The 13,697-nt window shown below is 59.0% G+C and carries 14 protein-coding genes and 1 pseudogene; 5 read left to right on the top strand and 10 right to left on the bottom strand.

What is annotated here, in order from left to right; all coding sequences use genetic code 11:
* The first annotated feature begins 136 nt into the window (after positions 1-136).
* A complete protein-coding gene (locus NKI46_RS29565; RefSeq protein ID WP_023738807.1) occupies positions 137-1,510 on the top strand; it encodes an FAD-binding oxidoreductase in 1,374 nt (457 codons plus the stop codon).
* Between the two features lie 594 nt (positions 1,511-2,104).
* Here the strand turns inward: NKI46_RS29565 and NKI46_RS29560 are convergent.
* A complete protein-coding gene (locus tag NKI46_RS29560; protein ID WP_023738809.1) occupies positions 2,105-3,541 on the bottom strand; it encodes a S8 family peptidase in 1,437 nt (478 codons plus the stop codon).
* Between the two features lie 186 nt (positions 3,542-3,727).
* Between NKI46_RS29560 and NKI46_RS29555 the strand changes: the two genes are divergently transcribed.
* Complete coding sequence (locus NKI46_RS29555; RefSeq protein ID WP_023738810.1) at positions 3,728-4,045, top strand: hypothetical protein; 318 nt, start codon at positions 3,728-3,730, stop codon at positions 4,043-4,045.
* Positions 4,046-4,071: 26 nt separating this feature from the next.
* Here NKI46_RS29555 and NKI46_RS29550 read toward each other — a convergent pair whose 3' ends face one another.
* Positions 4,072-5,778, bottom strand: coding sequence for a tetratricopeptide repeat protein (locus NKI46_RS29550; protein ID WP_352749362.1), 1,707 nt, complete (start codon positions 5,776-5,778; stop codon positions 4,072-4,074).
* Positions 5,779-5,970: 192 nt separating this feature from the next.
* Between NKI46_RS29550 and NKI46_RS29545 the strand changes: the two genes are divergently transcribed.
* The gene (locus tag NKI46_RS29545; protein ID WP_198018634.1) at positions 5,971-7,161 is read left to right on the top strand and encodes a YcaO-like family protein; all 1,191 of its coding nucleotides are present in this window, start codon (positions 5,971-5,973) and stop codon (positions 7,159-7,161) included.
* A gap of 919 nt (positions 7,162-8,080) precedes the next feature.
* On the opposite strand, the gene NKI46_RS29540 is transcribed toward NKI46_RS29545, so the two are convergent.
* From NKI46_RS29540 to NKI46_RS29530, 3 genes are all read right to left on the bottom strand, one after another.
* Positions 8,081-8,275, bottom strand: coding sequence for a hypothetical protein (locus tag NKI46_RS29540; RefSeq protein ID WP_023738814.1), 195 nt, complete (start codon positions 8,273-8,275; stop codon positions 8,081-8,083).
* Positions 8,276-8,942: 667 nt separating this feature from the next.
* Positions 8,943-9,188 carry a helix-turn-helix domain-containing protein gene (locus tag NKI46_RS29535; RefSeq protein ID WP_031253412.1) on the bottom strand — a complete coding sequence of 82 codons (246 nt, stop codon included), beginning with the start codon at positions 9,186-9,188 and terminating at the stop codon, positions 8,943-8,945.
* A 270-nt stretch (positions 9,189-9,458) separates the two neighbouring features.
* A complete protein-coding gene (locus NKI46_RS29530; protein WP_023738815.1) occupies positions 9,459-9,695 on the bottom strand; it encodes a helix-turn-helix domain-containing protein in 237 nt (78 codons plus the stop codon).
* 133 nt (positions 9,696-9,828) lie between these two features.
* Here NKI46_RS29530 and NKI46_RS29525 point away from each other — a divergent pair.
* Positions 9,829-10,089, top strand: a pseudogene (locus NKI46_RS29525) (helix-turn-helix domain-containing protein); the annotation flags it as partial.
* Here the strand turns inward: NKI46_RS29525 and NKI46_RS29520 are convergent.
* The 3 genes from NKI46_RS29520 to NKI46_RS29510 are packed head-to-tail and all read right to left on the bottom strand — an operon-like array spanning position 10,065 to position 11,286.
* Positions 10,065-10,385, bottom strand: a complete 321-nt coding sequence (locus tag NKI46_RS29520; protein WP_280790907.1) for a site-specific integrase — start codon at positions 10,383-10,385, stop codon at positions 10,065-10,067. The pseudogene NKI46_RS29525 and the gene NKI46_RS29520 overlap by 25 nt on opposite strands.
* On the bottom strand, positions 10,274-10,882 hold the full coding sequence (locus NKI46_RS29515; RefSeq protein ID WP_280790908.1) for a tyrosine-type recombinase/integrase: 609 nt from the start codon (positions 10,880-10,882) through the stop codon (positions 10,274-10,276). The genes NKI46_RS29520 and NKI46_RS29515 overlap by 112 nt, the downstream gene beginning before the upstream one ends.
* Before the next feature lie 26 nt (positions 10,883-10,908).
* Positions 10,909-11,286, bottom strand: a complete 378-nt coding sequence (locus NKI46_RS29510) for a hypothetical protein (protein ID WP_352749358.1) — start codon at positions 11,284-11,286, stop codon at positions 10,909-10,911.
* Positions 11,287-11,414: 128 nt separating this feature from the next.
* Between NKI46_RS29510 and dusA the strand changes: the two genes are divergently transcribed.
* Entirely contained in the window at positions 11,415-12,407 is a 993-nt protein-coding gene (dusA, locus tag NKI46_RS29505; protein ID WP_352749355.1) for a tRNA dihydrouridine(20/20a) synthase DusA, read from the top strand.
* 5 nt (positions 12,408-12,412) lie between these two features.
* On the opposite strand, the gene NKI46_RS29500 is transcribed toward dusA, so the two are convergent.
* Together NKI46_RS29500 and NKI46_RS29495 are read right to left on the bottom strand one after the other, a co-directional pair.
* Positions 12,413-13,117 (bottom strand): TIGR02281 family clan AA aspartic protease, encoded by a 705-nt coding sequence (locus NKI46_RS29500; RefSeq protein WP_352651904.1) that lies wholly within the window; start codon positions 13,115-13,117, stop codon positions 12,413-12,415.
* 13 nt (positions 13,118-13,130) lie between these two features.
* Positions 13,131-13,364, bottom strand: a complete 234-nt coding sequence (locus NKI46_RS29495; RefSeq protein ID WP_352651903.1) for a DUF1289 domain-containing protein — start codon at positions 13,362-13,364, stop codon at positions 13,131-13,133.
* Between the last annotated feature and the right edge of the window lie 333 nt (positions 13,365-13,697).

Here is a 13,697-nt window from a genome sequence, read left to right as displayed (position 1 = left end):
GAACGGTCCGCGAAGGAGGCGCGGGATATCAATTTCGGTTGGACCACGCGTGGCTTTCGGCGCAAGATAAAAGTCGGGAAATTGAGCGCCGCGGGTGAAGCTCGAAACTCTCGGGTGGCCTTCCTTGGAGGCTGGAATGGATAGGACGCAAATTGCGGAATTTGCACAGAGTCTGCGGGGCCAAGTCATCGGCGTCGGCGACGTCGGCTATGACGATGCCCGCAAGCTATACAATGGTATGATCGACAAGCGGCCGCTGATTATTGCCCGGTGCGCCGATGCCGGAGACGTCATGGCCGCAGTGAACTTCGGACGTGATAGGCGACTTCCGATTGCAATCCGCGGGGGTGGTCACAATGGACCGGGGTTCGGCAGCGTCGACGATGGCCTCGTGATCGACCTCTCGACTATGAAAGGCGTCCGAGTCGATCCAAGGAACCGCACGGTGCGGGTCGGACCCGGCTGCACGACTGGCGAAGTTGACCATGCTACCCACGCCTTCGGCCAGGCAGTCCCCTTCGGGATCATTTCGACCACTGGGGTCGCCGGCCTGACACTGAGCGGCGGCCACGGCTACCTCAGCCGGCAATATGGCCTGGCAGTAGACAACCTCATCGAAGCCGATGTGGTGTTGGCCGACGGGAGTTTCATGACCGCCAGCGAAGCCGAGAATGCAGATCTCTTGTGGGCGCTTCGCGGCGGCGGAGGAAACTTCGGTGTAGTGACCAGTTTCCTGTTTCGCACGCACCCAGCGAAAATGCTCTATGGCGGACCGATCATCTTCGATGTTGGCGATGCCGCTGAGGTGATGCGCTGGTATCGGGATTTCCAGGCGAAAGCTCCGGAGGATTTCTACATCTTCCTCGGACTGCAATCGGTCCCTGGCGGCGCTCCTTTCCCACCGGAGCACTGGAACAAACAGATGTGTGTCCTCGTTGTCGCGCATAACGGCGAGGGCGGCGAAGTGGCCGTCAACGCCATCCGCGCGGCTCTCCCCAAGCCGCTGATCGACTGGGCCGGCCCGATCCCCTACACGGCGTTGCAGACCTTGTTCGACGCGCTCTATCCGGCCGGGCTGCAATGGTATTGGAAGGGCGATTTTGTCCGAGAGCTGCCAGATGTCGCCATCGACGCCCATCTCCTACATGCAAGCAAGGCAAGCCCGGGTTCGTGCATGCATCTTTACCCGGTCGATGGCGCGGTGCATCGCCGGGGCAAAGCGGACAGCGCCTGGAACGCCCGCGATGTGACCTGGTCCATGGTGATCGCCGGGATAGATCCCGATCCGGGCATGGCGCCGGCCCTCAAGAAGTGGGCCACCGACTACTGGCAGGCTGTTCATCCGTTTGACCTAGGCGGCGCCTATCCCAATTTCATGATGGATGATGAAGGCGATGAGCGTATTCAGGCGAGCTACGGCGACAATTATCCGCGCCTCGCGGCCTTAAAGGGGAAGTTCGACCCTGCCAACCTTTTCCGCGTCAACCAAAACATCCGTCCCGCCATATAGATTCAGTAGAGGTGGTCCGTCCATACCGGGTCTAAGGCGGTCAATGTGCAAAGTCCGCTTTGCGCCCCATGTCGGCCGTTGAAGTGAGCTCTGCCGACGCCTGAAAGCGGACGTTGACGGTGACCAGGCTGGAGGTCGCGGTTGCGCCACGCGTCGCGTTGAGTTCGGCCCTCGGAAAATCAGTCCTGCACCCCTGAAGTGGACATTCGAGGGTCACCTCGCGCTGTGGAACACCCTCGACAAACGTGTGGAGCGGGCCTAGCATGGGCTCATCGGACGGAGACCGGCAATGCTCAGTCGGCGCGACTTATTCTCACGGTTTCTTCGGGGTCTCGGAGCCATATCGGTTAGCAATTTCGGGGCGGTTGCTTCCGCACTCGCCAGCTCGCGACCCCGGTTGCGCGTTGGAGCTGCCCTCCAGGCACCTGTGTCGTGGGCCGAGGACTGCTCATTCGTCATCGGCGTTCGGTCGAGCTTGCAAAATTTGGATAATCCGATGTCGCCAAACAATGTGCGGACCGCACTCTGCCCGTTGTGCAACAGCTATGTCCACATCACTGCGACCGAGGCGACACGCGTCCCGTTACCAACAGCTTAGGGCTTCGTAGCGATTGGATCTTGCCTGGCAACGCTGTAGTCACTCGGCTTGTCGCTCCCCGGAAGCTTGCCAGGAACAAGCGCAGACGGATCGAAAAGGGCGCTCTTGTCGGGCTTTGGAATTCCGTACACCAGCAAGCCCGAAACGTGTGCAGCTGCAAATGAGGTTCCCGAGCAAACGTTTGTCTGGCCATTCGGGTTTGCGACGTTGCCCGGCCATAGCGATCGGATCTTTACGCCGGGCGCAGCGAAATCAGGCGGTCCTATCTGGATGCCACTAGTCATGTCGATGTTGCCGTTTCCATAAGCGGAAAAGTTCCAGAACACGTCGGTCTTCCTCACCGCAGAAACGGTGATTACTGCTCCAGTCGGAGTGCCCGTGGAAGGAAACCGGTATCCGCCAGCACGAGCGGGAGAGATGGTCTGCACGTATCCCGAACCGCCAATGACGTCCGTATTTCCGGCAGCAACCGAAATAAAAAGCTGCTTGTTTTGCGCAAGGTCCCGCAGAAGGTCTTCAACCTTCGATTCCGGACTGGGCTCTGTCGTTCCAGACGCTGCCCCGGGTACATACAGCGGATTGTAATAGGCTCCAAAGCTCACGTTCACAACATCGCCTGCGGCGGCGTATGTCTTGACATACTGAAGGGCCGTAAGCGCATTGCTCAACAGGTCGACCGGATATGATGCGGTAAATATTCGCAGCGCGCGTATCCTGATCCCCGGAGCCACTCCAATCAGTTCTAGATTGTTTCCTTTTTTTGCGCCGATTATCCCGGCCACCATGGTTCCGTGTCCGATTGGATCGGCGGGCGTTTCGGAAACGCAACTCCCCGTGCAAAGTCGCTGCTCGACGATCTGCAATTCGTTGGCGATATCTGACCCAGGGCCGATGCCGCTGTCGACAATCCAAACGGTTTTCGTCAGCGCGCTCGCATCCACAGGACTGGGGTTGACCCGCTTGATGTTCCTAGGGAGAGACTCCGTAGTGGAGATGGCTTTTTGATCGTCTTCGTCCCCGCACTCGAAGCCCATGCCGAAAATCAGCGAATTTGAGCTGATCTCGCCTACTTCGAGGATCTTCTCTTCAGCCACCCGAGCGCGGGCGGTCGCGGCTGATACGGGAAGTGTGAGCGCGCTGAGCGAATGCAGATTGCCTACGTTATCGGAGAAATACTTTTCGCCTCCGTTTTGATCGATGAAGGCTTCCCCAAGAATTGTTCGCGCTATCTGGTTGACGTCAGCCTCAGTGTAATCCTTTCCGCGTTTGAGCCATATGATTGACGTGTTGTCAGCCTTGGCCTGCATCTCGGAAATCACGGTGCCAGGAATAGGCTCCAACGGGGTCGCGCCAGATGACTCCTCACCCGCGTTCGCAAGCGGCGCGTTTGCAAGGATCAGGCTTGCGACGAACAGAGTCGGTAAGCAGCGCATGCCAAACCCCCACCGGGCCGATTGCCCAAGTCGCCAATTCGCAATAGAGTAATTTGAAAAGGTGGGCGTGGCAATAATGTCTCACCGTCCTTCCCCGATTTCTCAAGCGGCGGCTTGGGGGACATTTCAGCGGGGTGCTCGTTTGACGGGCTCATGGTGTCTGCCGGTTACAGATAGGGGGATTTGATGGCACGGGCGAGGGCAAAGCGTAATCGGCAGCAGACGGAAATCGCGCAGGCCATAATCGCGGAGTGGTTTCGAGTGCTGCCGGAAAGTTCCGGGTCCATCGGAGCCATGGACGAGTACTCACTCACTGCGGCCTTTAATGACATCCTTGACAGGCCCGCACTGGCCATAATCGATGATCCGACCGTCGTGAAGATAGTCGTGCCGCTGCCCCCGGCAGGCATTGCAACGCGTGACCAACTCAGGGACTACCTTGCACGCAATCAGGATTTCGTTGCCGGAATGAGCGCGGCAGCCCTCTTCGGCTGCGGTCGATGAGCGCGGATACCCTGTGAGGCCGGCTTCTAACTGGGAAGGCCAGCCTTCTCCATGTCTCTCGCGAACGCGGCCAGCAGGGCTTCATCCGCAAATGGCCTGCCGTGCGACCACTCCGTCACCGTGAATTTCGGGTCCAGGTCCAGCACACGGCTCGCCGCCCGAAGCGCTTCACTGACCTTGTCCTGACGCATCAACGCGACCGTTAAAGCAAGCCACGCTCTAACGTAACCGGGATGCGATGCGACCACCTCGCGGCAAATCAGTTCAGCCTCTTTGGCTCTCCCCACCGCCAGATTGGAGAGTGCAAGATTGGCCGATATCCAAGGCGAGACATGGTGGCTCAGCGAAGCCGCGCGATTATAGGCCCGAATGGCGGCAGGGTAGTTGCCGAGCAGATCCATAAGCGCGCCCTGGTATCCTACGATTTCTGGACTGTGACCCGCGACCGCGACGGCATCATCCATGGCCCGCTGCGCCTCCTGAGGCTTCCGTTGAAGAAATCGCAAGAATGCCAGCAGAGCCAGCACGTCCGAATGGCCGGCGTCAATGCGCGAGGCACGCTCGTATAGAAGTTCGGCCTCGTGGATCGCTTTCTCGTCGTTCTCTGCCCAGCCCAGACGCACCTCGTCGAGATAGCAGAACCCGAAAGCTACCAGGGCGCACAGGTAGGTGGGATCCATGGCCAGTGCACTGGAATAGAATTCCTTCGCCCGCCGATGCCCCTCCCGTGTGTATCGGCGCTCCTCGTCATGACCTCGCTGAAAGGTCTCCCACGCCAAACCACTGCGTGTTCCACGCTTCCAAATCTGCGCCTGTTCCCCGTCGGTCAGCGCCAATTGCAAAGCAGATACGACTTCCGAGGCAATCTGGTCCTGGGCGTCGAAGCTGTCGCGAAGATCGTAGTCGTATCGCTCGGCCCAGATGGTCGCGCCGTCAGACACCGAAATCAGCCGAGGCATGATCCGGAGATGCTGGCCGCGCGCGCTGATGCTCGATCGCAAGACATAATGGGGCTTGCCTCGCGCCACGGCGGTCGTGTCTCGAACCGAGATCGAATTGGTGAGCCGCGCCAAGACAAGATGAATCTCATCTTGCAGAGATGACGCGACGAACCGCGCCGATTGCGAGTCGTCTTGCGGCTCAAACGGTTGAATTTCAACAATCGGCTTTACAATATTCTCTCTATATTGCTGAATGTCCCCTACAAAGTCGGAGCTATATTCATCCGGTTTAGAGCTTACAACACAATATACGTGAACGCTCTCGCTAATATTCTTCAGGCGCTTAGAGCCAATACTTTCGGTAACGACCGAAAACCCATCAGGAAATCGCCGGACGACATCGTCGGACATAAGTATCTGGCCGGGCGCCGCTACTCCCTGAATGCGGGACGCAACGTTGACTGCATGTCCATAGATGTCGCCATCGATTTCAAAAACCTCTCCGAACGCAATTCCAACCCGCCAGCGACTATCTTGCAGCCTATTTTCGAGAAGCGCTGATTGTGCTGCTATGCTAGCAACCGCTGCGTCCGAAGCAGACTCGAAAGCTGCCAGGACGAAGTCACCCGGAGTCGAAACTATCCGTCCGCCATTTGCCTTCAGCGCCTTCACAAACGCGTTGCGCGACGTGACGAGATTACGGACGCCCGTCTCGGGGTTCCGGAAGACGGACTCGCTGTATCCGACCATGTCACCGGCCAGGATGAAGAGTTTTTTCCGCGTCTCGGCCACGATCGTACCGGACGAGGCGGCCTCGCCAGATACTATCGTTTGCACGTCAGCCCGAATTGTTGATTATGTTGCACCGCAGAAGTCATCCTACCTACAAATCGGCGTATTAGCCAGTTGGAATGCAGCGTCGGCCTGCCCGGGACATCGCAGGCGAAGCTCCACATGAGGTCGCGAAAGGCGCTGAGGTTCCCTTTGATCACGTTCGCCAGCCCGCCTGCAGTACTGCCGCTGCCCACGGAATGTCCCTTTCACGTCGCCGCCGCCGTATTGGCACCGGACCACACCGGCCGCCGACGCCTGGTTTCTGGGCGCGCCCGAACCGCAGACGAGGCCTTCAGTCGGACGGTGATGGAAGGCATCGAGCGCAGCAGTGCCGTATATACCGGTCGCGAACAGGTCGTGGTGGCCACCTTCGATGAGATGGAAGGTTCGGCAATAGATCCTCGGGATCTTTTGAAGTATTCGCCCCGACAGTTGGCCCATGCGGAGGTTTGGAACTCCAGCGCTGATCGAGACCAATGGATACCCTGGCCTTTCAACACTGGGCGAGCGATATCATGGTTGGAGATCGAGCATGTCTCAACAGGAAATCGAGGATATGCGCCGGCAGCGTCTTGTCTGCTTTCATACCCGAATTGTTACGATTTCGGATTTTGCTTGGCAGACAGTTCGGGGCTTGCCGCTGGCCTAAATAGAGAAGAGGCGACGCTACGTGCCGTTCTCGAGCTTGTTGAACGCGATGCGGTGTCCATATGGTGGTATAATCGCCTTAAATTGCCGGAAGTCACGATACCGCAAAGTCAGGAAGAGTTGGTGAGGTTGTTTCGTAGCTGGTTGCGGACACTTCATCGGAAGCTTCATTTGATTGACCTAACCAATGATCTTGAGATCCCGGTTGTCGCCGCGCTGGCATATGGCGAGGATGGCAAAGGATTCTGGTTTGGTTCCGCTGCTGGCCCGGATCTGCATCAGGCCATTGAGGGTGCTCTGGGCGAGGTCTGCCAGTTCATGCTTTCCGCCAGTTTCGCACGGCCGATGTCTGCCGCCAGGCAGGCCATCCCACCGAATTTCGTCGCTTGGGCTGCTGCCGCGTCGTTGCGACGAAACAGCCATTTGACGCCCTCAGGTCGGCTTGACCATCGCCGTGAGCACGCCGGGCCGGAGGACGTTCTCGGCAAACTCAGGTCAAAGGCCGTTGACCTGTTCGTTGTGTGCTTGTCCCGCGACGATGCGCCAACCGTCGTCCGCGTCCTCGCACCTGCGCTTCGCCCTATCTGGCCCCGATACGCCAAGGGCCGGCTGTTCGAAGTTCCGGTAGCCATGGGCGCGCGCAAGAGTCCTATTTCAGAATCGGACCTTAATCCGACCGCTATTTTGTACTGACCTCAGCCCGCGTTGTCGAGGAGTTCACCGGCGTTGGACAGGTCGCGCACCGCAAAAGTTCAGCCAAGCGGCTTTATCCTCGCGACTCTTGGAGTGTGTGCCGCTGTAGTGAAACGCGCAGAACTAGCCATTTCCCTACGGCTGGGTAGCGTCCGGCTCCGGGCGGCGTTCCCTTCGTTCATCAAGGAACAGCTTGGTGTGCTCATCCCGCTCAAGAGGCGTTGTCCCGTGCTCTTGAGAGAACTTTCCAAACTCCTTGCGCAGGTCGGCAAGGTCCAAAGCCCAAAGATGCGCACTGCTACCGGGGTGCGACATCGCGTTCACCAATCCGCCCATTCTCTCGGAACTAAGTTGACTTGGCGGTTGAGCCTTCAAGATGGCGTTGCGAGATATTTTGATCGCTTGCTAATATGGCTATATCTTAAGCACCGCGGGGCCTCATATCTTCCCGCAGTGGCCGGTGCGGTGAAGTCCCACAAGCATGCCCAACCTGCACCGGCCATTCCCTAAGGCCGGGTATGGTATTCTCGCGTCAATCTTTTTCAGGAGCTCCCGGGAAGCCACTAGGGCGCGCCGTGTTTTGGCGATGGTCGCTTGTAGGGAGTAGAGTTCGTTCTCCGAGCGACGCTGAAGCGGGATTTTCAATCACAAAGATGGTCCTGAATCATACCGTTCGGGCGGCTGGGTCTGTCAACGATGTTATCGCCTCAGCCTAGCAAGAACAAAATGAGAACAACGGCCTTGACGAGAGAGGAAAATGTTCCTTATTTCAGCATCTTGAGCAGCAAAGGACCATGGCTCGGCGTCAATCGCGCTGGCCGGCAACGCTATGGTGAAAACAGCTGAAGACAATTTTCGAATCGACGTCTGGGATCGCGAGGAGCAGGCTTTGTCAGAAACCATTTCCTGTTCTCCCGATTCAACCGTGAGCCAGGCAGCCTGGCAGGCCGCCATCCGACGCCGGCCGGGCATGTTGCTGATCCACTACAACAGTCGGCATGTGATGGAGAAAATCTTGACACCAGGCGAGGTCAAGATCCCATTGCAGGCCATCATCGATGGCAGCGTTCACGCTGCCCTGGATGTGGCGCTCGGCGATCTTCGCGAGTGGCATGTGCTGCGGGCCTGGTGCAGATCCTGTTCGCACCATGCAACGGTAAAGCCTGCCGGCCTCATTGAACGCTATGGAAAAGGCGCTCTATTGAGTTCGGTCGAGCGAGCGCTCTTTTGCACAAGTTGTGACAGGGGAGGGCCAGAGGAAGCCCATCAAGGAAGCTCCTCGCCATTCACGAATTCTCCGCGGAATTCAGAACGGCCTCCCCGCACGAAAGAGTGCGCCGTTCTGCGCGTATTTCTTCTGCCTACCTTAAAGGTTCGCGACAAGGTCGTGTTCGCGCAAGGTGGCCGACCAGCGACACGGCTTTATCGCACTGGGCGCCAACCCCGTCGCGTGCGAGGGCACGCTTAGCTCTAAGGACAAGTTCAATTCCGATAGAATCAGGGAAAAACAGACAGGCTTATAATTTGGGGCAAAATGGCCACCGAAGAGGACGCTCAACGCGAACGCATCAGGCAGTCTGAACGCACTGTCGACAACTTGAAACGCCTTTGTGCCGAAAGCCACCGGACACAAGTCAACTTGTACCAATGTTCACGATATGTGCCTCAAAAAGGTTGCGTAATTGGGAACAGCAGCTCGTCCTACCTGAACCACCATGGTGGCACCTGGCGCAATGCGGCAAAGTCGGCGCCAGTATAGGGTGAGCGCTCTTCCGTGTTCGCTATTGCCGTCTCGCCAAGCGCAGGCCAGCGCCGCCGCCGTTTTCAGGAATGAACTCGATGCCCGCCTTTTCAAGGGCACCACGGATCGCGTTTCGATTTGCTATGGTGATCGGAGGCACGCCATCCGCAGCTTCTGCGCGCCTAACCGTCGCCACTCCCACGCTAGCTGTATCGGCCAAATCTTCGGCACTCCAACGTATCAAGGCTCGCGCTGCTCTGATCTGGGCGCCCGTAATTTCTTTCATATCATCTGGTTTCGAGTTGATCACTTACGACTCACATGATATGAAATTAATCATCTAAGCTTTTTGCCGCCAAAGTTCATAGGGCAGGGGCTCACGTATGGACTTGGTTGAGACGTGCGTCGGTGGTCATCCCCGCCAGACTACAACCAGGCTTAGGGAACTCGGAATCATGGCTGATTCCGACAATACCACGACTTTGCCTCTCGTCACCCAAGAGGGTCCACTTGGCAATTACAGTTGCGAGAACAGGTATTTCCGTCAATGGGACATTCAAGCCAGAGGATCTAAGAGCCGTACACCTTCACCCTTTTGACCAGCAGATAAGAATTCGACACCTGCTTTTGTGAGAGCCGCCTCAATGGCCTGCAAAGTGCTGATCCGGGAATCTACCTTGCCGTTTTCCAACCTGGTCAGCGCATTCAGCGACACAATTGCCTTGTCAGCAAGCTCCTGCTGCGACCAACCAAGCAAAGCCCTTGCGGCTCGAATCTGTCGTGGACTGACCATGAGTCGACAATCGGCAGGCCGATTTTGTTTGCCACCTATAGGGTTATTTTACGCCCTATAAGGTATATTTAATGGCGACCATACTTTCGAATCGGGCCGGGCTAAGACCGGCGCGTATGCGACAGACTCTCTAATGGAACATCGAAAGGCCTTGTTGAAACCGCAACGCTCCGTGCTCTTTCGGACGGAGCCGAAGCCAAAGATCGACAGTGACCCTCATCCCGCCGATCAGCATGTCGGCAGGCAGATTGCGACCGTCCGCGTCCAGTCGGACGTATCGCAGGCCCAACTTGCCCGATCCATAGGCATCAGCTTCCAGCAGCTCCAGAAATACGAGAACGCGAGGAACCGCGTGAGCGCGTCGATGCTCTACGAGATCGCCAGCTCGCTCGACGTTCCTGTCGGCCGCTTCTTCGAAGGCCTGCCGGGAAACGATGAGACCCGCGTCGAGGCGCGGTACCTGCCGGTCGATGAGCGCCTGATTTCATTGCCAGCGCAGAGGGTCGGCGCCTTCCGCAACTCCGTATGTGGCGGTGTCTGTTGAAGCCTCGCCGCGATCACATGAAGTTGCTCCGGCCTCAAGTGGGTATAGCGGCGGAGCATCTTCCAATCCTTGTGCCCGGTGACCATGGCGACCTGCTCGATGCTGAAGCCAGCTTCAAACAGGCGGCTTGTGCCTTCGTGACGCAGGTCTTGGAAGTGCAGGTCCTCGACCTTAAGTTCATGACAGGCACGTCGGAAGCGGTTCCGGCCGACTTCCCATTGTAGGGGAAGATGCGTCCCTTTCCCTCAGTGGAGAAACGCTGCTCTTCGAGGATCGCGCGGGCGTCGTAACCACTCACATCGAGGAGCGGGATACGCATGTGATTGCCCTTTTTGTGGCGTGGGTCCTTGCGATCTCGTATCAGCAGGGTGTTGTTGCGGTCGTTCAGGTCCTCCCACGTGGCGTTGCAGATTTCCCCGAGCCGCATGGCGGTGGCGATCGCAAAGCGGATGATCTTGTCGACGGGGATAATCTGGAAGTTGTTTTCTCTGAAGTACCTGATCAGGGCCTCTATCTCGCCAAGTGTCGGCCGCCGATCGCGTTCGTTGCCCTTGCCAACAAGACCCAAGCGGGCGAGGGCGACACGACCAAGTTCCACCGGGTCCGCTGAATAAGGCAGTCCATGCACAGCCGCGCCGTGCACCAGCAATGTCCGGATGTATCCGATGTCTATTCAACGGTGACAGGTCCGGCGCCTTCCTCGGCTCGTTCCTTGCCGAACTTTATGACCTGTTCGCGACTGAGATCCGCGATGTTGAGCCTTCCGAGCCTGGCTCGTAGCAGGTCCAGGCTGAATGCCTTCGAACGCCCGATCAACTTGCCAACTTCCGTCATATCGGCGATATGCAGGTCGATCAGGTCGGAGACCGTTTTGATCCCGTCCTTGTGCTTGGGAGCAGGCTTCTGACCCAGGTCGATTTCTCGCTCAATTCGGCGCGCCCACATCTCGGCGTCCTTGCGGAGCGAGAAGCTGGTGCTGAGGGAGCGGCCCTTGCAGCGAACCTGCACACGCCACTTGCCGGAAGCCAACTTGTTGATGGATGCCATGGGTGGTCTCTTTTTCGTGCACGCTGTGTGCACAGGGAGGGGTACAAAATGCGAAAACTGACGGATATCGTGTCGTACAAATGGCGAACGTGTGCACGTTTTAAGGCCCTGAAAATACGAGAAAAAGCGTGGTAAATCAAGCCCATAGGATTTCCGTTGCGCCTATGTTGGACTGGACCGACCGGCATTGCCGGTTCTTCCACCGCCAGTTGACGCGGCGTGCGCTGCTCTACACCGAAATGGTGGTGGCGGACGCCGTGATCCATGGCGCGCGCGAGCGGCTGCTTGGTTTTGACGAGATCGAACATCCGGTGGCACTGCAGCTCGGTGGCTCCGATCCGCAAAAGCTGGCCGAGGCGGCGCGCATCGGCGAGGGCTTCGGTTACGACGAAATCAATCTCAATGTCGGCTGTCCGTCCGACCGCGTCCAGTCCGGCACGTTCGGCGCCTGCCTGATGAAAGTGCCTGACCTCGTCGCCGATTGTGTGGAGGCGATGAAGGCGGCGGTGACAATCCCGGTGACGGTCAAATGCCGCATCGGCGTCGACGAGCAGGATCCGGAGCCCGCGCTCGACGCGCTGGCCGACGGCGTTTTCGCGGCCGGCGCCGACGCGCTGTGGGTGCATGCGCGCAAGGCTTGGCTGGAGGGTCTGAGCCCGAAGGAAAATCGCGACATCCCGCCACTCGACTATGACAGGGTCTATCGCCTCAAGGCGGGAAAATCGAACAAATTCATCGGCATCAATGGCGGCGTTCAATCGCTCGAAGAGGCGGCTCGCCACCTCGATCATGTCGATGGCGCCATGCTTGGCCGCGCCGCCTACCACACGCCAGGCATCCTGGCCGGCGTCGACGCGGCATTCTACGGCGGCAAGGCCGGCACCTACGATTTTGCCGCGCTGATCCACACGATTGCCGACTACACGGCGCGGCATATCGAGCAGGGCGGGCGGCTCGGCCACGTCACCCGCCACATGGTCGGGCTGTTCCACGGCCTGCCCGGCGCGCGCCGCTTCCGGCAGATACTGTCCACCGACGCGACGAAACCCGGCGCCGGACCGGATGTGCTGAAGGCAGCGTTCGCTGCCGTCGATTTCGACCGTGTTGAAAAGGCCGCTTAAGCAGTTCAGTCGCGTAAGATCATCCGGTCGCCGCGCACGTCGAAACCCGACAGCGAACCGATGAAATTCATGCCGAGCAGGCTCTGGCTGAGCGCGCCGGGCGCGGCGACCATGACTTGCATGTTCCTGCGCACGATGCCGCCGATCGCCAGTTCGTCGGTGCGCACCGAAGCGGCGCGCGCCATGCCATTGGCGGTCGAGACCGGGACAGTGAAGCTCAGCGCTGCCGGATTGAAGCCGGCCGCCTGCGCGTCTTCGGCGCTGAGCACTGTACTGGTCGCGCCGGTATCGACGACGGTGCGGATCGGTGCGCCGTTGATCGTGATGCGGGCCTCGAAATGGCCGCTGTCGGCCTTGTCCAGGGTCACGGTGGCATGGCCGTCCTCGACGCCGAGCGCCAGCGGGCTGCCGGGAACGAGGCCCGCCGTCACCCGGCTGGCGAAATCCTGCAACTCGTAGCGGTACTGGTAGCCGGCGACGAGCGCCAGCACGATCAGGGCCCACGTGCCGAGATTGCGGGCCATGACGCCGAGCGGCCTGCCGGACCGGACAAGGCCGGCGCTGACCAGCAAGCCGATCGCCCCCAGCCAGACCAGACGGCTGAAATCGTAATTCTCGATGCCGAACGTGCTGCCGGCGTCGTTGTTGATCATCAGCAGCACCAGCCCGAGGCCGATTGCCGCCATCACGATCCAGAACAGTCGGTTCATTGGACCTGCCGTTTCAAGAGAGGACGTCGCGCTCGCGCGCCATGCGGCTGCGGCGTGTCTCCCGGCGCGGCCGGCGCTCGACCGTTTCCAATCGGGCCGGCAACTCGGCCATGACGCTGCGGCGTACCTCCGGCGTCATGCCCATCCAGGAGCCGATTTCATCGCGCGTGCGGCCACAGCCGAAGCAGAAGCCGGTTTTCATGTCGATCGAACAGACCAGGATGCACGGGGATTCGATGGCCGTCATCACTTTCTCTTGAAGGCTCCGTCCGGAATCCTCATTCCATCTCCACATGGTGCAACGGCAAAGCCAATGCAAGCCCTTCGGAATGCGGCGCGGGGCAACGCTTTCGCGCCAATGTCGAGGGGAGTTGTGCCGGCCGGGCAAGGCGGTTATGCCGCTGATCAACCACAGGGGATGATCAGGACCGACATGACCAGCGCGCTGCCCTCCGACGATTTTCGCAATCTGCTGGCGAGCCTGCCGCCTGCCGATACAGTCGCGGGGGGGGGGGGGGGGGGCGGGGGGGGTGTGGGGAGTGTTGAAATAAAAAGAAAAAAGAACACAGAAAAAGAGATG

It is taken from the genome of Mesorhizobium sp. M0615, assembly GCF_040320805.1.
GTDB lineage: Bacteria > Pseudomonadota > Alphaproteobacteria > Rhizobiales > Rhizobiaceae > Mesorhizobium.
Note: the sequence above shows the minus strand (reverse complement) of the source record. Positions and strands in the feature narration are given on the sequence as shown.

Coding starts and splice junctions, on each gene's coding strand:
- NKI46_RS29555 (WP_023738810.1), top strand. CDS start 3,728: ATGGCACGGGCGAGGGCAAAGCGTAATCGGCAGCAGACGGAAATCGCG.
- NKI46_RS29535 (WP_031253412.1), bottom strand. CDS start 9,188: ATGAAAGAAATTACGGGCGCCCAGATCAGAGCAGCGCGAGCCTTGATA.
- NKI46_RS29530 (WP_023738815.1), bottom strand. CDS start 9,695: ATGGTCAGTCCACGACAGATTCGAGCCGCAAGGGCTTTGCTTGGTTGG.
- NKI46_RS29565 (WP_023738807.1), top strand. CDS start 137: ATGGATAGGACGCAAATTGCGGAATTTGCACAGAGTCTGCGGGGCCAA.
- NKI46_RS29510 (WP_352749358.1), bottom strand. CDS start 11,286: ATGGCATCCATCAACAAGTTGGCTTCCGGCAAGTGGCGTGTGCAGGTT.
- NKI46_RS29540 (WP_023738814.1), bottom strand. CDS start 8,275: ATGCCACTCGCGAAGATCGCCGAGCGCCACATCCAGGGCAGCGTGAAC.
- NKI46_RS29500 (WP_352651904.1), bottom strand. CDS start 13,117: ATGAACCGACTGTTCTGGATCGTGATGGCGGCAATCGGCCTCGGGCTG.
- NKI46_RS29560 (WP_023738809.1), bottom strand. CDS start 3,541: ATGCGCTGCTTACCGACTCTGTTCGTCGCAAGCCTGATCCTTGCAAAC.
- NKI46_RS29495 (WP_352651903.1), bottom strand. CDS start 13,364: ATGACGGCCATCGAATCCCCGTGCATCCTGGTCTGTTCGATCGACATG.